The organism is Streptomyces sp. NBC_01428, assembly GCF_036231965.1.
In the GTDB taxonomy this organism is placed as follows: domain Bacteria; phylum Actinomycetota; class Actinomycetes; order Streptomycetales; family Streptomycetaceae; genus Streptomyces.
On the sequence record NZ_CP109499.1, the window covers coordinates 6,917,712 to 6,942,743 of the forward strand.

General features: G+C 71.2%; 26 protein-coding genes. 17 read left to right on the forward strand and 9 right to left on the reverse strand.

Features of this window, described 5'->3' with window-relative positions:
- The first annotated feature begins 66 nt into the window (after window positions 1–66).
- Window positions 67–834 carry a nucleotidyltransferase domain-containing protein gene (locus tag OG406_RS29915; RefSeq protein ID WP_329188745.1) on the forward strand — a complete coding sequence of 256 codons (768 nt, stop codon included), beginning with the start codon at window positions 67–69 and terminating at the stop codon, window positions 832–834.
- On the opposite strand, the gene OG406_RS29920 is transcribed toward OG406_RS29915, so the two are convergent.
- From OG406_RS29920 to OG406_RS29935, 4 genes are all read right to left on the reverse strand, one after another.
- Window positions 821–1,828: a COX15/CtaA family protein gene (locus tag OG406_RS29920; RefSeq protein ID WP_329188747.1), complete on the reverse strand. Its 1,008-nt coding sequence runs from the start codon at window positions 1,826–1,828 to the stop codon at window positions 821–823. The two genes, OG406_RS29915 and OG406_RS29920, sit on opposite strands and share 14 nt — an antisense overlap.
- A 58-nt stretch (window positions 1,829–1,886) precedes the next feature.
- Window positions 1,887–2,603 carry an ABC transporter permease gene (locus OG406_RS29925; protein WP_164370437.1) on the reverse strand — a complete coding sequence of 239 codons (717 nt, stop codon included), beginning with the start codon at window positions 2,601–2,603 and terminating at the stop codon, window positions 1,887–1,889.
- 142 nt (window positions 2,604–2,745) lie between these two features.
- Window positions 2,746–3,669, reverse strand: coding sequence for an ABC transporter ATP-binding protein (locus OG406_RS29930; protein ID WP_329188749.1), 924 nt, complete (start codon window positions 3,667–3,669; stop codon window positions 2,746–2,748).
- A gap of 11 nt (window positions 3,670–3,680) precedes the next feature.
- Entirely contained in the window at window positions 3,681–4,523 is an 843-nt protein-coding gene (locus OG406_RS29935) for an aminoglycoside N(3)-acetyltransferase (protein WP_329188750.1), read from the reverse strand.
- A gap of 161 nt (window positions 4,524–4,684) precedes the next feature.
- Between OG406_RS29935 and OG406_RS29940 the strand changes: the two genes are divergently transcribed.
- Genes OG406_RS29940 through OG406_RS29975 form a run of 8 tightly spaced genes read left to right on the forward strand, consistent with a single transcriptional unit; the run spans window position 4,685 to window position 11,300 of the window.
- The gene (locus OG406_RS29940; protein ID WP_164370424.1) at window positions 4,685–5,428 is read left to right on the forward strand and encodes a helix-turn-helix transcriptional regulator; all 744 of its coding nucleotides are present in this window, start codon (window positions 4,685–4,687) and stop codon (window positions 5,426–5,428) included.
- Window positions 5,425–6,846, forward strand: a complete 1,422-nt coding sequence (gene sufB / locus OG406_RS29945; protein ID WP_081223765.1) for a Fe-S cluster assembly protein SufB — start codon at window positions 5,425–5,427, stop codon at window positions 6,844–6,846. Before OG406_RS29940 ends, sufB begins: the two co-directional genes overlap by 4 nt.
- A 60-nt stretch (window positions 6,847–6,906) precedes the next feature.
- Window positions 6,907–8,088: a Fe-S cluster assembly protein SufD gene (gene sufD, locus OG406_RS29950; RefSeq protein WP_329188756.1), complete on the forward strand. Its 1,182-nt coding sequence runs from the start codon at window positions 6,907–6,909 to the stop codon at window positions 8,086–8,088.
- Window positions 8,088–8,411, forward strand: a complete 324-nt coding sequence (locus OG406_RS29955) for a non-heme iron oxygenase ferredoxin subunit (RefSeq protein WP_081223763.1) — start codon at window positions 8,088–8,090, stop codon at window positions 8,409–8,411. Before sufD ends, OG406_RS29955 begins: the two co-directional genes overlap by 1 nt.
- A gap of 7 nt (window positions 8,412–8,418) precedes the next feature.
- Entirely contained in the window at window positions 8,419–9,192 is a 774-nt protein-coding gene (gene sufC, locus OG406_RS29960; protein WP_081223762.1) for a Fe-S cluster assembly ATPase SufC, read from the forward strand.
- Window positions 9,189–10,460 carry a cysteine desulfurase gene (locus OG406_RS29965; RefSeq protein WP_164370423.1) on the forward strand — a complete coding sequence of 424 codons (1,272 nt, stop codon included), beginning with the start codon at window positions 9,189–9,191 and terminating at the stop codon, window positions 10,458–10,460. The genes sufC and OG406_RS29965 overlap by 4 nt, the downstream gene beginning before the upstream one ends.
- Before the next feature lie 16 nt (window positions 10,461–10,476).
- On the forward strand, window positions 10,477–10,950 hold the full coding sequence (sufU, locus tag OG406_RS29970) for a Fe-S cluster assembly sulfur transfer protein SufU (protein WP_081223760.1): 474 nt from the start codon (window positions 10,477–10,479) through the stop codon (window positions 10,948–10,950).
- The gene (locus tag OG406_RS29975; protein ID WP_081223759.1) at window positions 10,947–11,300 is read left to right on the forward strand and encodes a metal-sulfur cluster assembly factor; all 354 of its coding nucleotides are present in this window, start codon (window positions 10,947–10,949) and stop codon (window positions 11,298–11,300) included. Before sufU ends, OG406_RS29975 begins: the two co-directional genes overlap by 4 nt.
- Before the next feature lie 117 nt (window positions 11,301–11,417).
- Here OG406_RS29975 and OG406_RS29980 read toward each other — a convergent pair whose 3' ends face one another.
- Window positions 11,418–12,527, reverse strand: a complete 1,110-nt coding sequence (locus OG406_RS29980) for a DUF7847 domain-containing protein (protein ID WP_329188761.1) — start codon at window positions 12,525–12,527, stop codon at window positions 11,418–11,420.
- 147 nt (window positions 12,528–12,674) lie between these two features.
- Between OG406_RS29980 and OG406_RS29985 the strand changes: the two genes are divergently transcribed.
- The 3 genes from OG406_RS29985 to dapD all read left to right on the forward strand — a co-directional run bounded on the left by OG406_RS29985 (window position 12,675) and on the right by dapD (window position 14,722).
- Window positions 12,675–12,995, forward strand: coding sequence for a DMT family transporter (locus OG406_RS29985; protein ID WP_081223757.1), 321 nt, complete (start codon window positions 12,675–12,677; stop codon window positions 12,993–12,995).
- 70 nt (window positions 12,996–13,065) lie between these two features.
- Window positions 13,066–13,602, forward strand: a complete 537-nt coding sequence (locus OG406_RS29990; protein WP_267050461.1) for a TetR/AcrR family transcriptional regulator — start codon at window positions 13,066–13,068, stop codon at window positions 13,600–13,602.
- A gap of 130 nt (window positions 13,603–13,732) precedes the next feature.
- On the forward strand, window positions 13,733–14,722 hold the full coding sequence (dapD, locus tag OG406_RS29995; RefSeq protein ID WP_081223755.1) for a 2,3,4,5-tetrahydropyridine-2,6-dicarboxylate N-succinyltransferase: 990 nt from the start codon (window positions 13,733–13,735) through the stop codon (window positions 14,720–14,722).
- A gap of 115 nt (window positions 14,723–14,837) precedes the next feature.
- Here dapD and OG406_RS30000 read toward each other — a convergent pair whose 3' ends face one another.
- Window positions 14,838–15,347 (reverse strand): hypothetical protein, encoded by a 510-nt coding sequence (locus OG406_RS30000; RefSeq protein ID WP_329188764.1) that lies wholly within the window; start codon window positions 15,345–15,347, stop codon window positions 14,838–14,840.
- A 197-nt stretch (window positions 15,348–15,544) separates the two neighbouring features.
- On the opposite strand from OG406_RS30000, the gene OG406_RS30005 reads away from it, so the two are divergent.
- Together OG406_RS30005 and OG406_RS30010 are read left to right on the forward strand one after the other, a co-directional pair.
- On the forward strand, window positions 15,545–16,102 hold the full coding sequence (locus tag OG406_RS30005) for a SigE family RNA polymerase sigma factor (protein WP_164370547.1): 558 nt from the start codon (window positions 15,545–15,547) through the stop codon (window positions 16,100–16,102).
- Window positions 16,099–17,313 (forward strand): WD40 repeat domain-containing protein, encoded by a 1,215-nt coding sequence (locus OG406_RS30010; protein WP_164370546.1) that lies wholly within the window; start codon window positions 16,099–16,101, stop codon window positions 17,311–17,313. The genes OG406_RS30005 and OG406_RS30010 overlap by 4 nt, the downstream gene beginning before the upstream one ends.
- 87 nt (window positions 17,314–17,400) lie before the next feature.
- Here the strand turns inward: OG406_RS30010 and dapA are convergent, their stop codons facing one another.
- Complete coding sequence (dapA, locus tag OG406_RS30015; RefSeq protein ID WP_327410091.1) at window positions 17,401–18,357, reverse strand: 4-hydroxy-tetrahydrodipicolinate synthase; 957 nt, start codon at window positions 18,355–18,357, stop codon at window positions 17,401–17,403.
- 822 nt (window positions 18,358–19,179) lie between these two features.
- On the opposite strand from dapA, the gene OG406_RS30020 reads away from it, so the two are divergent.
- Window positions 19,180–19,818 (forward strand): hypothetical protein, encoded by a 639-nt coding sequence (locus OG406_RS30020; RefSeq protein ID WP_329188767.1) that lies wholly within the window; start codon window positions 19,180–19,182, stop codon window positions 19,816–19,818.
- Window positions 19,819–20,081: 263 nt separating this feature from the next.
- On the opposite strand, the gene OG406_RS30025 is transcribed toward OG406_RS30020, so the two are convergent.
- Window positions 20,082–21,236 (reverse strand): YihY/virulence factor BrkB family protein, encoded by a 1,155-nt coding sequence (locus tag OG406_RS30025; protein ID WP_266849639.1) that lies wholly within the window; start codon window positions 21,234–21,236, stop codon window positions 20,082–20,084.
- A 201-nt stretch (window positions 21,237–21,437) separates the two neighbouring features.
- On the opposite strand from OG406_RS30025, the gene OG406_RS30030 reads away from it, so the two are divergent.
- Window positions 21,438–22,145, forward strand: a complete 708-nt coding sequence (locus OG406_RS30030; RefSeq protein ID WP_329188772.1) for an ArsR/SmtB family transcription factor — start codon at window positions 21,438–21,440, stop codon at window positions 22,143–22,145.
- A 19-nt stretch (window positions 22,146–22,164) separates the two neighbouring features.
- Window positions 22,165–22,896 (forward strand): SRPBCC family protein, encoded by a 732-nt coding sequence (locus OG406_RS30035; RefSeq protein WP_164370542.1) that lies wholly within the window; start codon window positions 22,165–22,167, stop codon window positions 22,894–22,896.
- A 122-nt stretch (window positions 22,897–23,018) separates the two neighbouring features.
- Here the strand turns inward: OG406_RS30035 and OG406_RS30040 are convergent, their stop codons facing one another.
- On the reverse strand, window positions 23,019–24,845 hold the full coding sequence (locus OG406_RS30040; RefSeq protein ID WP_164370541.1) for an endonuclease/exonuclease/phosphatase family protein: 1,827 nt from the start codon (window positions 24,843–24,845) through the stop codon (window positions 23,019–23,021).
- Between the last annotated feature and the right edge of the window lie 187 nt (window positions 24,846–25,032).

Here is a 25,032-nt window from a genome sequence, read left to right on the forward strand (position 1 = left end):
CGCTCCGCCGCGCCCCGCTGGAGGGCGCCCTTCACCGGGGCGCCGCCCGGGGCCCAGACTGTGCGGATGACCGACGACGCCACGGCCCGACTGCTCGACCGGTTCCTCCGCGGGTTGCGCGTCCTGGACCCGGTCGCCGTCTGGGCGCACGGCTCACTGGCCGGCGGGGACTACCGCGAGGGGCGCAGCGACCTCGACCTCATCGCCGTACTGGAGGAGGATCCCTTCCGGCTGCCCACCGCCCGCGCGGTGCTCGGGCTGCACCGGCGGCTGCGGGCAGCCGAGCCACTGGCCCGCAGACTGCACTGCAGCTACCTGACACCCGCGACGGCGGCCGACGCCGAACGGTCGCACCTGACCTGGGCGCACGACGGCCCGATGAGGCGGCCGGTCACCCCGGTCACCCGCTGCGAGCTGCACACCTTCGGGCGCGTCCTGCACGGCACGCCCCCGGCGGGACTGCTGCCGCCCGTTCCCCCGAGCGAGCTGAGGGCCTTCGTCGTCAGGGACCAGAAGGAGTTCTGGCGTCCCGCCGTGGACAAGGCGCGGCTGTGGCGGCAGGACGTGTGGGTCGACCTGGGCACGATCACGTACGCGCGGGCGACGGCGACACTGCGGGACGGGCGACTGATCACCAAGCGGGAAGCGCTCGACCTGCTCCCCGGGCTCGGGGCTCCCCAGGACGTCGTCGACGACATCACGGGACGCCGCTACGGGGAGCCCGGACCGACCGACCCGGCCTGGCGGGACCGCCGGGCCGACCGCACGAGAAGCTACCTGGGACCCGCCATCGACTCCCTCGTGGCGGCCCACGGCACCGCTACGCGCGCGTGAGGGCCGATTCCGTCGCCGGGCCCGGGACGTCCGCCACGATCTCCGGGCGTTCCCGCAGGGCCAGCAGGACGCGCACGACCCCGATCCACACGAGGCAGGAGCCGAGCATGTGGACGGCGACCAGCGCCTCGGGCAGGTCGGTGAAGTACTGCACGTAGCCGATGACGCCCTGGGACAGCAGGATCAGGAACAGGTCCCGGGTGCGGTGCAGCGGGCCGCGCGGCGCGTCGACCGCCTTGAGGACGAACCAGAGCGCGAACGTCAGCGTCACCACGATCCACGCCAGCACGGCGTGCAGCTTGGCGACGTTCTCCCAGCTCACGTGCATCCGGTCGACCTCGCTGGAGTCGCCCGCGTGCGGACCCGCGCCGGTGACGACGGTGCCGACCGCGATCAGCAGGACGGCCGCGACGACCAGGCACCAGACGAGCTGCTGCACCGACCCGCCGACCAGCGGACGCGGCGCGCCGTCGCCCTCGCGGGTGCGCTGCCACATGAGGGCGGCGACCGTGATCAGAGCGGTGGACAGCAGGAAGTGGGCGGCGACCGTGTAGGGGTTCAGACCGACCAGGACGACGATGCCGCCGAGCACCGCGTTGCTCATGACGATCCAGAACTGCGCCCAGCCGAGTCGGGTCAGGCCGCGTCGCCACGGCTTCTGCGAGCGGGCGGCGACGATCGCCCAGCCGACGGCCGCGCACAGCACGTACGTCAGCATGCGGTTGCCGAACTCGATCGCGCCGTGGAAGCCCATCTCGCTGGTCGCGGTGAGCGAGTCGTCGGTGCACTTGGGCCAGGTCGGGCAGCCGAGGCCGGAACTGGTGAGCCGCACGGCACCGCCGGTGACCACGATGACGACGGACATGACGAGCGCGGCGAACGCCGCGCGCCGCACCGTGCGGGTCGTCGGGGTCCAGCGTTCGGCGATGAAGGCGAGCGGGTTGCGCACCGCGCTGAGGGCGTCGGCTCGGGTCAGGTTCGGCACGCGCACCATCGTAGGGGGCTGCTTGTGCACGCTTTCACGAGGGTCCGGTTCACCGGAGTCCACCCGATTACTCCCAGCGGAAGAACTTCCCGGCCGCGCCGAGCCCCAGGACCGCCCAGACGGCCAGGATCCCCAGGTCGGCCCACGGCATCGAGGCACCGTGCTGGAGCACGTCCCGCAGTCCGTCGGAGAGCGCCGAGATGGGCAGCAGACCCAGGACGTCCTGGACGCCGGCCGGGAACTTGTCCATCGGCACGATCACTCCGCCGCCCACCAGGAACAGCAGGAACACCAGGTTGGCGGCGGCCAGCGTCGCCTCGGCCCTGAGCGTGCCCGCCATCAGCAGTCCCAGCCCCGAGAAGGCCGCCGTGCCGAGGACCAGCAGGAGGAGCACGGCGAGCGGGTTGCCGTGCGGCGACCAGCCCAGCGCGAAGGCGATCACGGTCAGCAGGATCACCTGGAGGATCTCCGTGACCAGGACCGCCGCCGTCTTCGCGGTCATCAGGCCCCAGCGGGGGAGCGGTGAGGCCGCCAGCCGCTTCAGGACGCCGTAGCGGCGCTCGAAGCCCGTGGCGATCGCCTGTCCGGTGAACGCCGTCGACATCACGGCGAGGGCCAGGACGCCGGGCGTGAGGAAGTCGACCGCCTCGCCCGCGCCGGTGTCGACGATGTCGACCGTGCTGAACAGCACGAGCAGCAGGGTCGGGATGATCACGGTGAGGAGGAGCTGCTCGCCGTTGCGGAGCAGCATCCTCGTCTCCAGAGCGGCCTGCGCGCCGATCATCCGCGGCAGCGGCGAGGCCCCCGGCTTCGGGGTGTACGTACCGGCGGTGGTCACGAACGCAGCTCCTTGCCGGTCAAGTCGAGGCTGTGCCGTCCCGGGGGACGACCCCCGGACCCCCGGCCGTCGTGCAGTGGGTGCCTGTTCACGAACGCAGCTCCTTGCCGGTCAGCTCGAGAAAGACGTCCTCGAGCGTGTGGCGTTCCACGGAGATCTTCTCCGGCATCACGCCGTGCTGGGCGCACCAGGACGTCACCGTCGCCAGCAGCTGGGGGTCGATCTTGCCGCCGACCCGGTAGGCGCCCGGGGTCAGCTCGGCCGCCGTGCAGTCCGCCGGGAGCGCCTTGAGCAGGGAGCCCACGTCGAGTCCGGGCCGGCCGCCGAAGCGCAGGGTGTTCTCGGCGCCGCCGCGGCACAGCGCCTCGGGCGAGCCCTGGGCGATGACCTTGCCGGCGTCGATGATCGCGACGTCGTCGGCGAGCTGCTCGGCCTCGTCCATGTAGTGGGTGGTGAGGATGACGGAGACGCCGTCCGACCGGAGGTCGCGCACGAGGTCCCAGGTGGCGCGGCGGGCCTGCGGGTCGAGGCCCGCGGTCGGCTCGTCGAGGAAGACGAGCTCGGGCCGCCCGACGACCGCCATGGCGAGCGCGAGGCGCTGCTGCTGGCCGCCCGACAGCCTCCGGTACGTCGTCCGCCCGCAGCTCTCCAGGCCGAGCCGCTCGATGAGGGCGTCCACGTCCAGCGGGTGGGCGTGCAGCTTCGCGACGTGGCGGAGCATCTCGTCGGCGCGGGCGCCGGAGTAGACCCCGCCGGACTGGAGCATCACGCCGATGCGGGTGTGCAGCTCGCCGGACTGTCTCACCGGGTCGAGACCGAGGACGCGCACCGTGCCGGAGTCCGGCTTGCGGTACCCCTCGCAGGTCTCGACCGTGGTCGTCTTCCCGGCGCCGTTGGGTCCGAGTACGGCGGTGACACCCGCCGAGGCCACCAGGTCGAGGCCGTCCACCGCGGTCTTCGTGCCGTACCGCTTCACCAGGGCCTGGACCTGGACCACGGGCTCGCTTCGCATGAGGCGCAAGTCTAGGGACGCCGCCGGGACCCGGAACCGCCGGGGGCGGAGGCCACCTCGACGTACAGGTCCCGCGGCCGGTGCAGCGGAAGCCAGCGCTCCGCGTATGCCACCGCCTCGGCCACCGGGAACAGCCGGGCGGCGGCCGCGCCCACGGTGCCCCGGACGACCGGACGGTCCCGCTCGAAGTCGGCGCCCAGCTCCGCGAACAGCTCGGAGGTGATCGACACCTCGCGCACGGTCCGCCAGCCCTCGGGCGACGGGCGTCCGACCTCGACGACGGGGGAGGGCACCCGGTACTCGGCCAGATGGAAGCTGGTGCACGTGTCGTAGCCCGCGCCGAGGAGCAGGACGCGGGCGCCGCCGGCCTCCAGGCGGGCCAGCGGGCTGCGCTCGCCGAGCCGGCAGTCGGGGGCGTGCCCCTCGACGATCCGCGCCGCGCCCGGGCCCAGCGCCGCGAACGAGGTCTCCGGGTGGGCGCTGCGCAGGGCGCCGGGCCAGGTCCGGACGGTCTCGGGTATCACCCCGACGCCGCGGGAGGGCGTCACCTCGGGGTCGTAGGCGGGCATGGTCGCCCGGATGGTCGGCCACCATTCCTCGGGAACCGGCGGATTGCTCCACAGGGCCGGGTCCGAGAGGTCGCCGGACTGCGTCGGGACCACCAGCGTTCCGTCCGGACCGAGCGCGTCGAGCAGTCCTTGGACCAGGGCGACGGGCCCGCCGTTGACCCATCCGAGGGAACTGAGCGAGGAGTGCACGAGGAGCGTCTCGCCCGCGCGTACGCCGAGGGTGCGCAGGTCCGCGGCCAGGGTGTCCCGGGTGACGAGTGGGCCGGTCGGAGGGGGTGTCGACATGGTTCCGGAGTCTCCCCGAGAGGGGGGCCCGGCGCCACCGAATTGATCGATCAAAGATCGTTTGCGCAGGTCACCTTAGGTATACCTAAGTGATGCAGCGCACCGTCCCTCGTGAGGGGGGTGGGTTGTCAGGCTCTGAGGAATTACGCAACAATGGTGTTGTGAAATACGTTGGCGAGGCTCGGGAGACCCCCACGGGGGCCCCGCAGGAGGAGCTCGCGACCGGAGAGCGCTCGACGCGCAACCGGGTCGCGCGATCCATCCTGGACCACGGCCCGTCGACGGTGACCGACCTCGCGGGACGGCTGGGACTGACCCCGGCCGCCGTGCGCCGTCACCTCGACGCGCTCGTCGCCGACGATGTCGTGCAACCGCGCGAGCAGCGGGTCTACGGAGCGCGTACGCGCGGCCGGCCCGCCAAGGTGTTCGCCCTGACCGACTGCGGCCGCGACGCCTTCGACCAGTCCTACGACAAGCTCGCCGAGGACGCCCTGCGCTGGATCGCCGAGCGCGAGGGCGGGGACGAGGCCATCCTGTCCTTCGCCCGCGCCCGGATCGCCGCGCAGGCCGAGGTGTACCGCGAGGTCATCGAGGCCGCGCCGCCCGAGGAGCGCACCGAAGCCCTGGCCAGGGCCCTGAGCGCCGACGGGTACGCTGCTACGGCGCGTAGCGCACCGGTCGGGGAGCAGCTCTGCCAGCACCACTGCCCGGTCGCTCACGTCGCCGAGCGGTTCCCGCAGCTGTGCGAGGCGGAGACGGAGTTCTTCTCCCAGCTGCTCGGCACGCACGTCCAGCGACTGGCCACCATCGCCCACGGCGACGGGGTGTGCACGACGTTCATCCCCAAGATTTCCCACACAGCTCACAACGCATCTGCAAGCACGGCCGGGAGGAACCCCGCATGACGCTCCCCACGGAGACTGCTCACCCCGAACTCGAGGGCCTGGGCAAGTACGAATACGGCTGGGCCGACTCCGACACGGCCGGCGCCTCTGCCAAGCGCGGCATCAACGAGGACGTCGTCCGTGACATCTCCGGGAAGAAGAGCGAGCCGGAGTGGATGACCAAGCTCCGCCTCAAGGGCCTGCGCCTCTTCGAGAAGAAGCCCATGCCCAACTGGGGTTCGGACCTCTCGGGCATCGACTTCGACAACATCAAGTACTTCGTGCGCTCCACGGAGAAGCAGGCGGAGTCCTGGGAGGACCTGCCCGAGGACATCAAGAACACGTACGACAAGCTCGGCATCCCGGAGGCGGAGAAGCAGCGCCTCGTCGCCGGTGTGGCCGCGCAGTACGAGTCCGAGGTCGTCTACCACCAGATCCGCGAGGACCTGGAGGAGCAGGGCGTCATCTTCCTGGACACCGACACCGCTCTCAAGGAGCACCCGGAGCTCTTCAAGGAGTACTTCGGCACGGTCATCCCGGTCGGTGACAACAAGTTCGCCTCGCTGAACACGGCCGTGTGGTCCGGCGGTTCCTTCATCTACGTGCCGAAGGGCGTGCACGTCGAGATCCCGCTCCAGGCCTACTTCCGTATCAACACGGAGAACATGGGCCAGTTCGAGCGGACGCTGATCATCGTCGACGAGGACGCCTACGTCCACTACGTCGAGGGCTGCACGGCGCCGATCTACAAGTCGGACTCCCTGCACTCCGCGGTGGTCGAGATCATCGTGAAGAAGGGCGCCCGCTGCCGCTACACGACCATCCAGAACTGGTCGAACAACGTCTACAACCTGGTCACCAAGCGCGCCGTGGCGTACGAGGGCGCGACCATGGAGTGGATCGACGGCAACATCGGCTCCAAGGTCACCATGAAGTACCCGGCCGTCTACCTGATGGGCGAGCACGCCAAGGGCGAGACGCTGTCGATCGCCTTCGCGGGCGAGGGCCAGCACCAGGACGCCGGCTCCAAGATGGTCCACATGGCGCCGAACACCTCCTCGAACATCGTGTCGAAGTCGGTGGCGCGCGGTGGCGGCCGTACGTCCTACCGCGGTCTCGTCGAGATCGGTGAGGGCGCCCACGGCTCGAAGTCCAACGTGCTGTGCGACGCGCTGCTCGTCGACACCATCTCCCGCTCGGACACCTACCCCTACGTGGACGTCCGCGAGGACGACGTGTCCATGGGCCACGAGGCGACCGTCTCCAAGGTCTCCGAGGACCAGCTCTTCTACCTGATGAGCCGTGGTCTGACGGAGTTCGAGGCGATGGCGATGATCGTGCGCGGCTTCGTGGAGCCCATCGCCAAGGAGCTCCCCATGGAGTACGCCCTGGAGCTCAACCGGCTGATCGAGCTGCAGATGGAGGGCTCGGTCGGCTAGACCGGCCCGCCCACCAGCAGCCAGCGAAACCTGACGTAGGAAGAGAGCAGACCGACAGCCATGGCTGAGGCCCTTAACATCCCGGTGGGATCCACCACCGCCGGACAGATCGCGGTGGCCGCCGAGTCGACCGTCGCCACGCGCATGAGCGCGCCCCCGTCCTTCGACGTGGCGGACTTCCCCGTCCCCCACGGCCGCGAGGAGGAGTGGCGGTTCACCCCGCTGGAGCGCCTGCGCGGGCTGCACGACGGCACCGCGGTCGCCACCGACGGTGCCGTGAAGGTCGCCATCGGCACCCCCGACGGTGTCACGGTGGAGACCGTCGGGCGTGACGACGAGCGGCTCGGCAGGGCGGGGACCCCCGTGGACCGCGTGGCCGCGCAGGCCTACGCGTCCTTCGACAAGGCCTCCGTCGTGACCGTCCCCAAGGAGACGGTCCTCACCGAGCCGATCCGCATCGTCGTGCACGGTGAGGGCGGCACCGCCTACGGACACCAGGTCGTCGAGCTGGGAGCCTTCGCCGAGGCCGTCGTCGTCATCGACCACACCGGTGACGCGGTCCTCGCCGCCAACGTCGACTACATCCTCGGCGACGGCGCCAAGCTGACGGTCGTCTCCGTCCAGGACTGGGACGACAAGGCCGTGCACGTGGGCCAGCACAACGCCCTCATCGGCCGCGACGCGACCTTCAAGTCCTTCGTGCTCACCTTCGGCGGCGACCTCGTCCGGCTGCACCCGCGGATCGCCTACGCGGGCACCGGCGGCGAGGCCGAGCTGTTCGGCCTCTACTTCACCGACGCCGGCCAGCACCAGGAGCACCGCCTCCTGGTCGACCACAACACCCCGCACTGCAAGTCCAACGTCATGTACAAGGGCGCGTTGCAGGGCGAGGGCGCCCACGCGGTGTGGATCGGCGACGTCCTCATCGAGGCCGCCGCCGAAGGCACGGACACCTACGAGATGAACCGCAACCTGGTTCTGACCGACGGTGCCCGCGTCGACTCCGTGCCCAACCTGGAGATCGAGACCGGCGAGATCGTCGGCGCCGGCCACGCCTCCGCGACCGGGCGCTTCGACGACGAGCAGCTCTTCTACCTGATGGCCCGCGGCATCCCGGCCGAGGACGCCCGTCGCCTGGTGGTCCGCGGCTTCTTCGCCGAACTGGTCCAGCAGATCGGTGTCGACGACATCGAAGAGCGCCTTCTCGCGAAGATCGACGAGGAGCTGGAGGCGTCGGTCTGATGCCCGGCACCTTCGTGCGCGCCTGTGGGCTGAGCGAGCTGGAGGAGGACACCCCGAAGCGGGTGGAACTCGACGGCACGCCGGTCTCGGTCGTGAGGACCGAGGGGGAGGTGTTCGCGATCAACGACATCTGCTCGCACGCGAACGTCTCGCTCTCCGAGGGCGAGGTGGAGGACTGTCAGATCGAGTGCTGGCTGCACGGTTCCGCCTTCGACCTCCGCACCGGCAAGCCGTCCGGCCTTCCCGCGACGCGCCCCGTCCCCGTATACCCCGTACAGATCGAAGGGGACGACGTGCTCGTCTCCCTCAACCAGGAGTCCTGAGGAACCCATGGCAACGCTTGAAATCCACGACCTGCACGTCACCGTCGAGGCCGACAACGCCACGAAGGAGATCCTCAAGGGCGTCGACCTGACCGTGAAGCAGGGCGAGACGCACGCCATCATGGGCCCCAACGGCTCGGGCAAGTCGACTCTCGCCTACTCGCTCGCGGGTCACCCCAAGTACACGATCACCGGCGGCACCGTCACGCTCGACGGCGAGGACGTCCTGGAGATGTCCGTCGACGAGCGCGCCCGCGCCGGCCTGTTCCTGGCGATGCAGTACCCGGTCGAGATCCCCGGTGTCTCCGTCTCCAACTTCCTGCGCACCTCCGCCACCGCCGTCCGCGGCGAGGCCCCCAAGCTGCGGACGTGGGTGAAGGAGGTCAAGGAGACCATGGAGCGTCTCTCCATGGACCCGGCCTTCGCCGAGCGCAACGTCAACGAGGGCTTCTCCGGCGGTGAGAAGAAGCGCCACGAGATCCTCCAGCTGGAGCTTCTCAAGCCGAAGATCGCGATCCTCGACGAGACCGACTCCGGCCTCGACGTCGACGCCCTGCGCGTCGTCTCCGAGGGCGTGAACCGCGTGCGCGAGTCGGGCGAGGTGGGCACCCTGCTCATCACCCACTACACGCGCATCCTGCGCTACATCAAGCCCGACTTCGTCCACGTCTTCTCCGGCGGCCGCATCGTCGAGTCCGGTGGCGCCGAGCTCGCCGACAAGCTGGAGAACGAGGGCTACGAGTCGTACGCACTCGACGCGAAGGGTGGCGTATCCGCGTGACACAGCTGCCGGGCCTCCTCACCGAGTCCAATCTTCTTGGCGAGGCGATCCGCAAGGACTTCCCCATCCTGGACCGACAGGTCCACGACGGCCGGAAGCTCGTGTACCTGGACAACGCGGCGACCTCGCAGAAGCCGCGTCAGGTGCTGGACGCCCTCAACGAGTACTACGAGCGCTACAACGCCAACGTCCACCGCGGTGTGCATGTGCTCGCCGAGGAGGCCACGGCGCTGTACGAGGGCGCGCGCGACAAGGTCGCCGCGTTCATCAACGCGCCGAGCCGCGACGAGGTGATCTTCACCAAGAACGCCTCCGAGTCGCTCAACCTCGTGGCCAACATGCTCGGCTGGGCCGATGAGCCCTACCGCGTCGACCACGAGACCGAGATCGTCATCACGGAGATGGAGCACCACTCCAACATCGTTCCGTGGCAGCTGCTCTCGCAGCGCACCGGCGCGAAGCTGAAGTGGTTCGGCCTCACCGACGACGGCCGTCTCGACCTGTCGAACATGAACGAGATCATCACCGAGAAGACGAAGATCGTCTCCTTCGTGCTGGTGTCGAACATCCTGGGCACCGTGAACCCGGTCGAGGCGATAGTGCGCCGCGCCCAGGAGGTCGGTGCGCTGGTCCTGATCGACGCGTCGCAGGCCGCCCCGCACATGCCGCTCGACGTGCAGGCCCTCCAGGCCGACTTCGTGGCCTTCACCGGCCACAAGATGTGCGGCCCGACCGGCATCGGTGTCCTGTGGGGACGCCAGGAGCTCCTTGAGGACCTCCCGCCGTTCCTCGGCGGCGGCGAGATGATCGAGACCGTGTCGATGCACTCGTCGACGTACGCGCCGGCGCCGCACAAGTTCGAGGCGGGCACCCCGCCGATCGCGCAGGCGGTCGGTCTGGGCGCGGCCGTCGACTACCTCTCGTCGATCGGCATGGACAAGATCCTCGCCCACGAGCACGCCCTCACCGAGTACGCGGTGAAGCGGCTCGCGGACGTCCCCGATCTGCGGATCATCGGCCCCACCACGGCCGAGGACCGCGGCGCGGCGATCTCGTTCACGCTGGGCGACATCCACCCGCACGACGTGGGCCAGGTCCTCGACGAGCAGGGCATCGCGGTCCGGGTCGGTCACCACTGCGCCCGTCCGGTCTGCCTGCGGTACGGAATTCCTGCGACCACGCGAGCGTCGTTCTATCTGTACTCCACGCCGGCCGAGATCGACGCTCTGGTCGACGGTCTGGAGCACGTACGGAACTTCTTCGGCTGAGGGGCTGGCTGAGAACGTGAAGCTGGATTCGATGTACCAGGAAGTCATCCTGGACCACTACAAGCACCCGCACGGGCGCGGTCTGAGGGACGGCGACGCCGAGGTGCACCACGTCAACCCCACCTGCGGTGACGAGATCACGCTGCGGGTGAAGTACGACGGCGAGCGGATCGAGGACATCTCGTACGAGGGTCAGGGCTGCTCGATCAGCCAGGCCTCGGCCTCCGTACTGAACGACCTCCTCGTCGGCAAGGACGTCACCGACGCGCAGAAGATCCAGGAGACCTTCCTGGAGCTGATGCAGTCCAAGGGCCGGATCGAGCCCGACGACGCCATGGAGGAGGTGCTGGAGGACGCGGTCGCGTTCGCCGGTGTCTCCAAGTACCCGGCTCGGGTGAAGTGCGCCCTCCTGAGCTGGATGGCGTGGAAGGACGCGACGGCCCAGGCGCTGGGCGACGAGCCCGAGAAGGCTGTGAGGAAGACGGCATGAGCGAGAACACTGTGACATCGGGCGAGAGCCTGACGACGAAGCCGGCCTCGGAGGAGGAAGTCCGCGAGGCGCTGTACGACGTGGTCGACCCCGAGCTGGGCATCGACGTGGTCAACCTCGGCCTCATCTACGGCATCCACATCGACGACGCGAACATCGCGACCATCGACATGACCCTGACGTCGGCGGCCTGTCCGCTCACCGACGTCATCGAGGACCAGGCCAAGTCCGCCACGGACGGCCTCGTCAACGAACTGCGCATCAACTGGGTCTGGATGCCGCCGTGGGGCCCGGACAAGATCACGGACGACGGCCGCGAGCAGCTCAGGGCGCTCGGCTTCAACGTCTGAGACCCCGGGACCGCGCCGGTCGGCTGCTCCGGCAGTCCGTCCGTCCCGTACTCCGGTACGTCGCAAGGGGCGGCACCTTCGGGTGCCGCCCCTTCGCGTGTTCCCGGGGTCAGGTGCCTATGCCGGGGGAGTGCCGGGCGTGCCTGGCGTGCCGGGTGTGGCGGCCACGCGGGCCAGGATGTCCGCGAGGCCCTCCCGGCGGATGCGCCGGTCGATGTAGAGCAGGGTCGTCACCAGCGGCAGGAACACGGCCGACAGGAGCTGGGTCAGGAACGTCGTGGCCAGCGTGACCGCCAGATAGGGCATCAGGTCGGGCAGCACGTCGTGGAACAGCTCCGCGGCGTCCGCCGGAGGCGCCGCCGCGGGGTCGTAGGAGGAGAAGATCGGCATCGTGAACATGAACGGCATCCGCACCAGCGAGGCCAGCGTCGTCACGATGACCAGGCCGAGCAGCGAGACGCCGAACGTGCGCCACCAGGCCCCGCGCACCAGCCGCACGGACCGCCGCATCGCGGTCACGGGCGAGGCGTCCTCCAGGACGGCGGCTGAGGGGGCGAACGAGAACAGTACGTACAGCCACACCGCCGCCGCGGCGGAGGCGGGCGCGAGCAGGAAGAAGAGCACGGCGGGCAGCGACGACCCGGACGACAGGGCGATCGTGACGGCGAAGAGGACCACGCCGACGACGAGGGGGAGCAGCACGGCCAGGCCCGACAGGACCGTCACGCCGAGCACCGACGGGATCCGCCGCCGCGCCCGCCGCCACACCGCGGCGACCCGGGCGCGCCGGCCGAGCACCGCCTCGTGCAGGGTGGCCACGCAGGCGGCCTGCACCACGGCGTTGGCCAGCGGCATCGTCAGTACGGCGAGGGCCCAGACGAGGCCGAACGCCGCCAGCAGGGGCCGGACGTCCGACCAGTGCGCCGTGCCGTGCGCGTCGGTGAGCCGGTGGACGTGGTCCGCCACCGCGCTGTAGGCGAAGGTGCCGGCGCCGGCCAGGATGATCCCGAGCCCCAGGTAGACGGGGCCGGCCACCCCGAACAGCGGCTTCGCGTAGCGGCCCATCGTGGTGAAGGCGCCGCTGAGGACCGAGTCCACCCCCAGCGGGGCCAGCGGTATCACGCCCGGCTTGGGCGGCGGTGGCGGCGGTGTCCAGCCCCAGCCGCCCGGCGCACCGGCATACGGCCCCTGCGGCCCTTGAGGTCCCCACCCGGATCTGTCCGACATACCTCGTGTGCTCCATCGTCCCGGGAGTCCGTGCGACTCCGCCCCCACTGTGATCGCGAACGATATCCGCTGGTGCGTGCGGCGCCCATGGGATTGATGGACCTGACATGTGTACGGGTGTACGCATCGATGTGTACCCTTGTACGCATGGGATACGTACTGCTCGCCGGAGCCATCGCGGCGGAGGTCGGCGCGACCACCGCGATGAAGTACACGGAAGGCTTCAGCAGGCTCTGGCCCTCGCTGCTGACCGTCCTCGGATACGTCATCGCGTTCGCGCTGCTCGCCCAGACCCTGAAGACCATCTCCGTCGGCACGGCCTACGCGATCTGGGCCGGCGTCGGCACCGCCGCCATCGCCGCGATCGGCGCACTGTTCCTCGGCGAGGGACTCACGGTCGCGAAGGCGGGCGGCATCGTGCTGATCATCGGCGGGGTCGTCCTGCTCAACCTGGGCGGGGCGCACTGATGGCCGCGCGGACGGCTTCGCGCTCCGCCGATTCCGGGGTCGCGTCGGGCCCCGCGGACGGCGGCCGCTGATGGCCCGGCGGTACGACCCGGAGCGGCGGCAGCGGATCATCGACGCGGCGATCCGCGTCGTCGGCGCCAAGGGCATCGCGGGGCTCAGCCATCGCTCCGCCGCCGCCGAGGCCGACGTACCCCTCGGCTCCACCACCTACCACTTCAAGACCCTCGACGAGCTGCTCGTCGCCGCGCTGCGCCAGGCGAACGAGGGCTTCGCCAAGGTGCTCGCGGCGCGCGGTGCGCTGGAGGACACCCGCACCGACCTGGCCGCCGAACTCGCCGGGCTGATCGGCGAATGGCTGGCGGGCGACCGCACCGGCGTGGAGCTGGAGTACGAGCTGTACCTCGCGGCTCTCCGCAGGCCCGCCCTGCGCCCGGTCGCCGCCGAGTGGATCGACAGCCTCGTCGAACCGCTGGCCCGCCGTACGGATCCGGTGACCGCGCGCGCCCTCGTCGCCCTGCTGGACGGCATCTGCCTCCAGGTCCTGCTGACCGGCACGTCCTACGACGAGGGGTACGCGCGCGAGGTGCTGGCGCGCGTCCTGCCCTGAGAGCGGGCCGTCCGTCGCGGCGACGCCAACGCGCGAGGTGGGGGACCGTGGTGCCGGTGGCGCGCCCGGTACCTGAGACACCCCCCGGACCGGTTCGCCCGGGCGGGCCACGCCACGTTAGGTTTCACCCATGACCGACACGACTGCTTCTCGCACCACCGGCGCCGTCGCCGCCGGGCTCGCCACCCTCACCGCCGACGGCAGCGTTCTCGACACCTGGTTCCCCGCGCCCGAACTGTCCGCCGAACCCGGCCCGGCAGGCACCGAGCGGCTGTCCGCCGAGCGGGCCGTCGAGCTGCTCGGCGAGGGCGCCGCCCAGGCGATCGGCCCGGACGCCCGGCGCGGCGTCGAGGTGGTCGCGGTCCGTACGGTCATCGCGTCCCTCGACGACAAGCCGCTCGACGCGCACGACGCCTACCTGCGCCTGCACCTCCTCTCGCACCGCCTGGTCAAGCCGCACGGCCAGAACCTCGACGGCCTGTTCGGCCTGCTCGCCAACGTCGCGTGGACCTCGCTCGGCCCCGTCGCCGTCGACGACATCGAGAAGGTCCGGCTGAACGCCCGCGCCGGCGGCCTGCACCTCCAGGTGACCTCCATCGACAAGTTCCCGCGCATGACGGACTACGTCGCCCCGAAGGGCGTCCGGATCGCCGACGCCGACCGGGTCCGCCTCGGCGCGCACCTCGCCGAGGGCACGACGGTCATGCACGAGGGCTTCGTGAACTTCAACGCGGGCACGCTCGGCACCTCCATGGTCGAGGGCCGCATCTCCGCCGGTGTCGTGGTCGGCAACGGCTCGGACATCGGCGGCGGCGCCTCCACCATGGGCACCCTGTCCGGCGGCGGCAACGTCCGCATCACCATCGGCGAGCGCTGCCTCGTCGGTGCGGAGGCGGGAGTCGGCATCGCCCTCGGCGACGAGTGCGTCGTCGAGGCCGGTCTCTACGTCACGGCCGGCACGCGCGTGACGATGCCCGACGGAGAGATCGTCAAGGCCCGCGAGCTCTCCGGCGCCTCGAACATCCTGTTCCGCCGCAACTCGGTCACCGGCAAGGTCGAGGCCCGCCCGAACAACGCGGTGTGGGGCGGCCTGAACGAGGTTCTGCACAGCCACAACTGACGGCCGGTCACCGGCGGCCCGCCGGTGTCGCACGGTGTGCGGTCGAGGCCCTTCCGCGGGTGCGGGAGGGCCTCGGGCGTGTCCGGGGGGCGTCACCCGGGTCCCGACCGTTCTCCTACGCTCCGGCGTCCAGGGTGGCGGCGAAATCCCGCAGGGCGTCGAAGTCGTCCTCGCGCAGGCCCAGGCGGGGGTTCACGTGCCGCAGCAGGGCGGGCGCGGGATGCCGGGCGGCCACGAACTCCTCGTCCGCCGGGCTCTGTTCGTCGTCCACCCAGGCGAAGGGCCGGTCCTTCGCGTACTCCACGATGCGTTCCGTCTTCCAGTGGACGCCGTCGGGGCGCTCGACGAACAGGGCACCCGTGAAGTCGACGTAGGGCAGTTCGGGGAGGCCGACGACGGGGGCGATCCAGCGGTTGGCGGCGTCCATCCACGTGGTCGCCCAGCACAGGTCGTAGCCGAGGCCGAGCAGCACGCCGCCATGGCCCGGGTGCAGCCAGACGCGCAGCGGCCGACCCGGCTCCAGGGCCGCCCGGATCGTGGTGTACCCCTCGGGCCGGCGTTCCTTCTGGGCCGCGTAGGGGTTGAGGGGGCCGTCGACGTCGAGGAACAGCAGGGGGCGGCTCACCTCGACACGGTACGACAGGGATGATGTCGGCCTTCGGGAATTTCGCGCCGAGTGCGGGCCGCGGGTCCGTTGGATCCCCCCGCCGTGGACGGGTCCCGGAAAAACTCGCCCGGCCGAGGCATAGCGGCGGGCGGTCGCGCGCGTCACAGGGAGCACAGGGGACGGGTGCAGCGCCCGCCGGGGAAGAGAAGGTGACGATGGATGCCGCAGCGCAGGAGAGTTTCAAGGAGTTCGTGGCGAGCAGGTCGTCCGCGCTGCTGAAGACGGCCGTCCTCCTCAGCGGCGGCGACCGGCACACCGCCGAGGACCTGCTGCAGAACGCGCTGATCAAGGTGGCGGGCCACTGGAACCGGGTCGAGGAACCGGAGGCGTACGTCCGCAGGGTCCTCTACCGGCAGCAGATCAGTCGCTGGCGGCTGAAGTGGCCGCGTCGTGAACTCAGCGTCGCCGAGACGCCCGAGGCGGGCACCGGAGCGGACACGGCGTCCGCCGCCGAGCTGCGCCTCGTGATGCGGGGGGCGCTGGCCCGGCTCACCGCCCGGCAGCGCACCGTGCTGGTCCTGCGCTATTTCGAGGACCTTCCGGAAGCCGACGTGGCCCGCATCCTCGGGTGTTCCGTGGGGACCGTACGGTCCACGACGCACCGCTCGCTGGCCCGGCTGCGCACCCTCGCGCCCGAACTCGCGGGGCTGGGCCCCGCCGGGGCGGAGCAGCAGCCGTCCCGCCCCAACTCGCCCGTGGAGGTGCGTCCGTGAACGTCGATGAACTGGTGTCCGACGCCTTCCGCGAGCAGGCCGCCGACAGCATGCCGGCACCCCCGTACTTCGCCGAACGCGTCCTGGCCGTACGGCGCCGCCGCCGCAGCCGCAGGATCGCGTCCGTCGCCGTGGCCACCGTCGCCGCGATCGCCGTCGCGGTGGCCGTACCCCGCCTCGCCGGTGGCGGGGACGACGTACGTCCCGCGAGCGAGATGAACAAGAGCAGCATCATCGCGCACCCGGACCAGACACCGCCCCGGGACCTGATCGCCGCCGGGGACACGGCGCTGGCCGCCTACTACGTCCGGCACAGGGCGGTGAAGTCCGCGACGGACGCCGTCAACGGCCGTATCTACAGCCTTCTCGACCAGAAGACCGGCAAGTACGTGAAGACCACCAAGTGGTCGTATGTCAGTGTGGCTCCCGGCATGCGGACCGCCGCCGTCCTGGAGAAGGAGCTCCCGGCCAGAAGGATCGGCCTGCTCGACCTGCTCACCGGCAGGGTCGAGCGCTGGATCCCCGTGGACCACGGTGTCGCGTCGGTCGAGTTCTCCGCAGACGGCCGCAAGCTGGTCGCGACGACGTACGCCAAGAACCCGGATCTCGTCCACAAGCTGGACTACGACTCCGACGGGGACGGCAAGAAGAACGACTGGGGCGTGCCCTTCGACACCTCGGACCGGACAGGCTTCTGCATCGTCGACGTGGGCTCCGGCAAGAGCACCTGGAACGAAGTCACCGACTCGCAGGACCTGAACGCCCGCCAGGACTTTGCCTTCAGCAACGATGCCCGGCTCGTCTACTCAGGGCTCACCACGGCGCCCGGCACCCGGTTCTACGACCTCCACGGCAACAAGGCCGCCGCTCCAGCGAACGAGAAGCACTTGAATTGGTACGTCGAGGCACGGCTGTCCCCGGACGGCAAGCTCGGCGCGGGTGACTTCGCGGGCGGGCGCAAGACGACGGCGTCGGAGATCATCGACCCTCACAGCGGCAAGCGGGTCGCCAAGGTGCACGGGCAACAACTGCTGGCCTGGGCCGACAACAAGCGACTGATCGCCTGGGACATCGCGCCCGGCACGAACGAGTTCCACAACCGGTTGGTGCTGGTCACCATCGGCAGCGACACAGTGGTCCCGCTCAGTGGCTTCCGCAAGGGCAACGACGGCGCGGGCGGCCGCTGGGATCCGGTCTTCGCGAAGCGCTGAGATGCCGGACCGAGGCGCGCGTGACGGGCGGAGACACCCGTTCGCCCGGCCTGACGGGAGGGGGCGGACGGGGGTCGGCCCCACCCGTCAGGACACCGTGGCGACCAGCTCCGCGTACGTCTTCAGCAGCCCGTCGGCCGTCTCTCGGTCGGCGGGGCGCAGCGGGCGGCGGAGGGGGCCCGCGGGCAGGTCGAGGGCGGTGAGCAGCGCCTTCGACGTGACCGCGCCCGGCAGGCCGGCCGCCATCATCGACTCGATGAGGGGGAGGAGCCGCCGTTGGAGGCGGGCCGCGCCGCCGGTGTCCCCGGCGTCGAACAGGTCGAGCAGCGCGCGGAACTGACACGGCACCACGTTCGCGACCGTGCTCACGTACCCGGCCGCGCCGATCGCGTACAGGGCGAGCACCTGCTCGTCGCAGCCCGCGTAGAACGCCAACTCCGTTTGGGCCAGGACCTTCTGGGTTCCGAGGAGGTCGTACGCGCAGTCCTTGACCGCCACGATCCGCGGGTGACCGGCCAGCCGGATCATCGTCTCCGGTTCGATCCGGGTGCCGGTGCGCCCCGGGATGTCGTACAGCACGAGAGGCAGGCCCGATGCGTCCGCGATCTCCCGGAAGTGCTCCTCGACCGCTTCCTGCGGAGGCTTGCTGTAGTACGGCGCGACCACCAACAGGCCGTCCGCGCCCGCCTTCTCGGCCGCCAGCGCCAGTTCCACGGTGTGCCGGGTGTCGGCGGTCCCCACCCCCGCGACGATCGACGTCCGGTCGCCGACGGCCTCCCGCACCGCGCGCACGAGCGTCGCCTTCTCGGCGTCCGTGGTGGTCGGCGACTCGCCCGTCGTCCCGGAGAGGACCAGGCCCTCGCATCCTTGGGCCACCAGCCGCTCGGCGAGCCGCTGCGCGCCGTCGACGTCCAGGTCACCCGAGTCGGTGAAGGGCGTGACCATCGCGCAGAGGGCCCTCCCGAAGGGGGCGTTCGGCCGGGACGGCGGCCGGGGTGCCGGGAGAGGGGCGGCGGTCGGGGGAAGGGGCGTCGGATCGTTCATGGAAGGAGTGTCGGACGCTCGATGGTGAAGCTCCACTTAATTCTTCTACGAGGTATCGGCAATGAACGCTAACCAGTGGGGAGGGTGACGCGGGTGAGGTGTCGGGGCCGTTCGGCCGCACGGCGCTGTCGTTCGCGTCCGGCGCGCGGCCGGTCGACGAGGGACCGCGGGACCCGGTGGCCGAGGCTCCGTCGTCGCCACGGCCGACCTCGGCGTGTCCGGGCCGGCCGCGAAGACCCCTCCGTTGCGGGCCCGACTCACCTGATTCCAGGGCCGGTTGGCGCGACTCGAAGATCGGGTTTCGCAGGGGTAACGCCGCCCGCCTCGGGTACCCGAGCCTCCGCGAGCGAGAGGAGGCGGGACGACCGTGGCCAGGACCCTGGACCGGAACACCGTGCCGAACAGGCGCGGACGGCCGTCCGTGGACGCACCCGCGGGCCGTGCCGCTCATGTCCTCCACTCGCCGGTACGACGGGAAGTGGGCCCCGCCGGGCACAGGTCGGCGGAGCACCCCCGACGTGCCGGGCGCGGCGGCGGGCCGCTCGGCGCCGCGGACGGCGATGGCTCGACCGAGCCGTCGACCGGGTCCGTGGCGGAAGCCGCCGCGCCCTCGCCGGCACCACCCGGGCGCACGCCACCGTCCCCCGTACCGACAAGGGCGACGCCCGCGTGCGCGCGTGCCGTGCTCGCGGGGGAGAGGCCGACATGGGCGCGGGCGCGGGCGCGGGCGGTTGACGTCCCGACGATCGCCGCCGGTGCGCCCCGCGTCGCTGCACGGCGGTGTCAGGACACCGACGACCGGTTCGAGGAAAGGGCACACCGATGACGGAGAACGACGGGAAGGGCCCGGTCACGGGCCCGGACGCCGCGGGGGCCCCGGACAGGGGGACGGCCGACGGTACGGGAAGGTCCGCCGACCCGGCCGGCGCGGTCGGCCGGGCCGGCGCCACGGGTGCCGACAACCCGGAGGAACTGCGGCGTCAGATCGAACGGACCAGGAGCAGGCTCGACGCCGAGGCGAAGGCGCCGCAGGAGGCCGGGCAGGCCGGGCAGGCCGGGGAGGACGTCACGTCCGGCGCCCGTACCCGCGCCGCCGACCCCAAGGAGCAGGCCGACACGGTCACGGTCCGCATGAAGGACACGGCGACCCAGGCGGGCCAGGCCGCGCAGGACGGCGCGGTGGAGGCCGGACGCGCGGCGCAGGACAAGGCGGTCCGGGCGGGGCATGTCGTCCACGACACGGCGGCCCGGGCCGGTCAGGTGGCCCAGGAGAAGGCCGCCGAGACGGGCCGCGTCCTCCGGGACAACGTTCCGGAGTCGCTGCGCACCGCGGCCACTTCGGTCGTCGAAGCCGGGCGTCGCACCCCCCGCCCGGCGCTCTTCGCGAGCGCGGGCGCCGGTGCGGTGCTCGCCGTGAGCCTGCTCCGCAGGCGGCCCAACGGTCGTCGAGGACGCCGTTGACCACCGCCTGAGGGGTTGGAGGGGAGCGATGCGGCGGCGAACCGGATTCCGGTTCGCCGCCGCATCACGTCTGCCCGGTGGCGGGTGCTGGGCCGGGTTCCCGGCGTGGCGCGCGGCGGGTGGTGGACGCACCGCCGGTGAGCGGCGGCAGGCTCCATCGGCCGCCTTCGACGCCCGCCGACCGGTGGCCCGCCGTGCAACGCGTGCCTCCGCGGGCCGGTGTCACCGGCCCGCGGGTACGAATCCCCGGGGCCGCGCGGCCGTCACGCCCTCCCCGCCGCGTCCCGTTCGGGGCCGCCCTTGCCCAGCGGGACGACACCCGCGTCCACCTTTTCCCGGGCGGCCCGCAGGGCCCGCAGGCGCGGGGGCCACTTGCGGGTGTCGCGCGGTTCGACGTAGGGCTCCTCGGTGGGGAGCCGGCCGTCGCTGCCGATGGCCCTCTGCCGGGCGAGCTCCGCGTCGAACTCCAGGCCCAGCAGGATGGCCAGGTTGGTGAGCCACAGCCACACCAGGAAGATGATGGCGCCCGCGAGAGCCCCGTACGTCTTGTTGTACGAGGCGAAGCCCGCGGCGTAGACCGCGAAGCCGGCGGACGCGGCCAGCCAGATCAGGGTGGCGATGACGCTGCCCGGACTGAACCAACGGAAGCCGTGGCCATGGACGTTGGGGGCGGCCCAGTACAGCAGCGCGATCATCAGCTGGACGAGCACCAGCAGGACGGGCCACTTGGCGACCGACCAGACCGTGATCGCCGCGTCGCCGAGCCCGATGGTGGTGCCGGCCCGCTCGGCCAGCGGACCGGTGAACACGACGATCACCGCGCTCGCGCTGAGCAGCAGCATCAGCGTGACGGTCAGCGCCAGCCGCAGCGGTGTGACCTTCCAGACCGGACGGCCCTCCGGCAGGTCGTACACCGCGTTGGAGGTGCGGATGAAGGCGCCGACGTAGCCGGACGCGGACCACAGCGCCGCGCACAGTCCGACGATCGCGAGCACGCTGCCCGTACCGCCGCTCCGGCCCAGTTGCGTCACCGCGTCCTGAAGGATCTGGCGGACGGGGCCGGGGGCCAGGTCGCCGATGTTGTCGAGGAGCCGGTTGGTGACGCGCTGCCCCATGACGCCCAGCAGGGACACCAGGACGAGCAGCGCGGGAAACAGGGACAGGACGCCGTAGTACGTCAACGCGGCTGCCCGGTCCGAGAGTTCGTCGTCCTGGAACTCCTTCGCCGTGCGCCAGGACACGGCCCACCACGATCGTGCGGTCAGCCGGGCGGGGTCGTCCTTCCCGGTCCGTCCCGCCGTGTCCGTCCCGGGATCCGGGCGTGGATCCGTGCGGGTGCTCGTGTCCTTGCCCGCGTCCGCGTCGGCCCCCGTGTCCGGAAGAGCTCGCTGCTTCGATTCCGGTCGCTTCTCGTCCATGTCCGGCGGGTTGCCCGAATCCCGCCGCTGAAGCCCCCGGGTACCCATGGAACCGGCGGAGATTCCCGAGGAGCGGCCGGAGAGACCGGAGAAGTCGGCCGGACCGGAGCAGCCGGAGAGACCGGCGACGGGATCCCCGGGCGCCCCGCCGACGATTTCAGCCGCCTCGACAAAAAAAGTGTTCGGTGGGAGAGTGGAGTCATGTTGGACGTGACCGTGATCGAGGATGCCGAGGCCGCCGCCGTGTCGCTGGACCCCATCCGGGCCCGGCTGCTGGCCGAGCTGGCCGCCGGACCCGCGTCGGCCGCCATGCTGGCCGGCAAGGTCGGACTGCCCCGGCAGAAGGTGAACTACCACCTCAAGACGCTGGAGCGGCACGGCCTGGTCGAGCTGGCGGGCGAGCGCCGCAAGGGCAACGTCACCGAGCGGCTGATGCGCGCGACCGCCGCGTCGTACGTCATCTCGCCGCTCGCGCTCGCCGCCGTGCAGCCCGACCCCGACCGTTTCCGGGACCAGTTGTCGGCCCGCTGGCTGCTCGCGCTCGGCGCCCGACTGGTCCGGGACGTCGGCACGTTGATCACCGGCGCCACCAAGGCACGTAAAAGGCTGGCCACTTACGCGCTCGACGGCGAGGTGACCTTCGCGTCCGCCGCCGAACGGGCGGCTTTCATCGAGGAGTTGACGGCGGGCGTCGGCGCGCTGATCAGCAAGTACCACGACGGGGACGCGACGGGCGGACGCCCGCACCGGATCGTCGTCGCCGTCCACCCCACGGTCCGTCCCGAAACGGCGGCCGCCCCCGTCGTCGCGGACGGAGCCGACCCCGTCGCCGGGCCCGACACGGTGACCGCCGTGACCGGACCCGGAACCGGGAACGAAGACCCCGCGGGGACCGAGACCACCCGCTGACCACCCAGGAGCCATCACCATGTCCAAGGAATTCGAGATCGCCCGCGAGTACGAGGTGGACGCCACGCCCCAGCAGGTGTGGGAGGCGATCACCGACGGCAGCGGCGGCTGGCTCTGGCCGATCGAGTACGAGCCCCGCGAGGGCGGCGCGGGCCCCTTCGGCAGCACCATCACCGCCTGGGACCCGCCGCACCGGCTGAGCGTGCGCACCGAGGACGTCGGGTTCCCGGGGCAGAGTCTCAACCGGATCGACCACACCATCGAGGCCCGGCACGAGGGCCGCAGTTCCTGGGTGCGCTACGTGCACAGCGGCATCTTCACCGACGACTGGGACAACCAGTACGACGGAGCCGGCAAGCACACCGACTTCTACCTGCACACCCTGCGCGAGTACGTGACCCGCTTCGCGGGCCGTCCGGTCGCCTTCGCCACCTTCGACGGCCCCGGCACGTCTACGGCGGCCGGTTCCTTCGCCGCGGTGGGACGGGCGCTCGGCCTCGCGGACGACACCGCCGCGGGCACCCCGGTGCGCGCCCAGGGGCCCGGCGGAGAGACCTTCGACGCGGTGGTCGACTACCGCAACCCGTACTTCATCGGCCTGCGCACCGACGACGCCCTCATCCGCTTCTTCGGACGCGACCACTGGGGCGCGCCGGTCGGCATCAGCGTCCACGACTTCGCGCAGGGCGCCGACGCCAAGGCCGACGAGACCGCCTGGAAGGGCTGGCTGGACGGCGTCTTCACCGGCTGAGCCGCAGACGGCCGACCGGGCCCGCCGCCGCGCCCGGCGCACGGCCGCCCGCGCACGGCCTGTGGACGGCGAAGAGCCCGGCCCCCCGGACGACGGGGCCGGGCTCTCGCGCACCTGAGCGACTACGGGCGGAACCGCAGCACCTGCGGGTCGTGGTCGCTGATCTGGTCGGAGAACTCCGAGTTGATGTGCACGCTGTCGTACGTCAGGTCGCAGCCCTTGCGGATCGCGGGGCTGACCAGGATCTGGTCGAGGACCTGGGCGTTGCCCTGGTAGTCGTACGTGTAACGCTCGCTCTTCGGCAGCGACTTGATCGCCGACCAGAGTTCGCCGTCACCTTCCAGGATCTTCGCCGTGTCGGAGAACTCGAAGTCGTTGATGTCGCCGAGCGTGATCACGTCGGCGTTCTTCTGCGCCTTCAGGATCTCCTTGACGAAGCCGTTCACGGCGGTCGCCTGCGCGTGCCGCTGCACCTCCGAGCTGCGCGTCGGGGGCTGGTACTGCGCGGTCAGCCCCTGGTCACCGCCCTTGGAGTTCAGGTGGTTGGCTATCACGAACACCGTGCGGCCACGGAAGACGAACTCGCCCGCGAGCGGCTTGCGGCTGTTCGCCCAGGCCGTGTTCGCCGGGTCGACACGGCCGGGGGACGCGGTGAGCTGCGCCTTGCCGTGCGTCTTCGTGACACCGACGGCGGTCGTCGAGTCGCCGCCCGCGCGGTCGGTGAAGGAGACCCGCTCGGGGTTGAAGAGGAACACCTGGCGGATGTTGCCGCCGGGCTCGCCGCCGTCCTGGTCGTTCACCGGGTCGATGGAGCGCCAGTCGTACTTCGGGCCGCCCGCGGCGACGATCGCGTCGATCAGCTTGTTCACCGTGGTGTCGGCGGCGACCGTGCCGTCGTCCGTCGCGCCGTTGTTGTCCTGGATCTCCTCCAGGGACACGATGTCGGGCGACTGCAGGTTGTTCACGATCGCGGACGCGTGGGCGTCGAACGTGGCGTCGGCCGGGTCCAGGTTCTCGACGTTGTACGTGGCCACCGCCAGCTCGCCACGCGCCTGCTTGTGCGTGGTCTCGCGCTCCAGGCCGCCCTTCTTCAGGGTGCCGAGCTGGTTCGCGACGAGGGTGTAGCCGCCGAACTGGTTGTAGTCGAGGGGCCCCGCCGTGGTGCCGGTGAGCCGGTCGCCGACGTTCGCGGTCGGGAAGTCGGCCGTGGCGCCGAGCGACTGGATCTGCAGCCGGCCGGTGTTCTGCGAGGTGTACGAGCCGTACAGCGAGCCACCGCGCCGGGTGTCGTTCTCGTGCGGCTTCACCGTGACCCACAGCTCGGTGTAGGGGTCGGTGGCGGTGATCACGCGGGCGTCGGCGACCTGGACGGCCATGCCCTCGAGGGACTCGTAGTAGTCCAGGGCGTACTTCTTCGGCTCCAGCGTGAGGCCGTTGACCGAGCCGGCCGCCGCGGTGTCGCCGGCGGGGGTGTAGGCGTTCGGTACGGACCGGGCGTCGACGACCGTCGCGGCCGGAACGGCGTTGCCGCTGGAGACCACGGTGACCGTCGCCTTGGTGATCTCCGTGACCGACTGGTTGCCGGTGGAGGCGCCGCCCGGGACGTACTCCGAGACGGTGCCCGTCACGGTGACGGCGTCGCCGACCGCGACCTTCGGGGCGGAGCTGGTGAAGACGAAGACGCCCTCACTGGTGGCCGGGTTGTCGTCCGCGTCGGGGTCCTGGAACCAGAAACCCTTCGACGAACCGTAGGTCCGCACACCGGTGACGACACCGGACACGTCCGTGACCGTCTTGCCCGCCAGCGGGGAGGTCCGGGTGGTGCCCTGGATGTCGTGGATACGGACGGAGTCCGCGTGGGCCGGAGTGGTGAGCACCACGGCGGAAAGGGTGGAACAGACGGCGGCAACGGTCAGCGCGCCGATGCGCGACGTTCTCTTGCTCGGCAAGGGAGTCCTCCGGGGGCGTTCTTGGGCGCCGGGACGAGGGTGGGCTGTGCTGGACGGAGCGCGGCCCGATTCCGGGCCGGTGACGCGCGTAGAAGTGGACGGTCCGCACGGCCGTTGAACTTCTACGCGCGTCAATCTCGTGTGTGGCGTGGGGAGTTGTCAAGGTTTCAGCGGTGTCCTGGAGGTG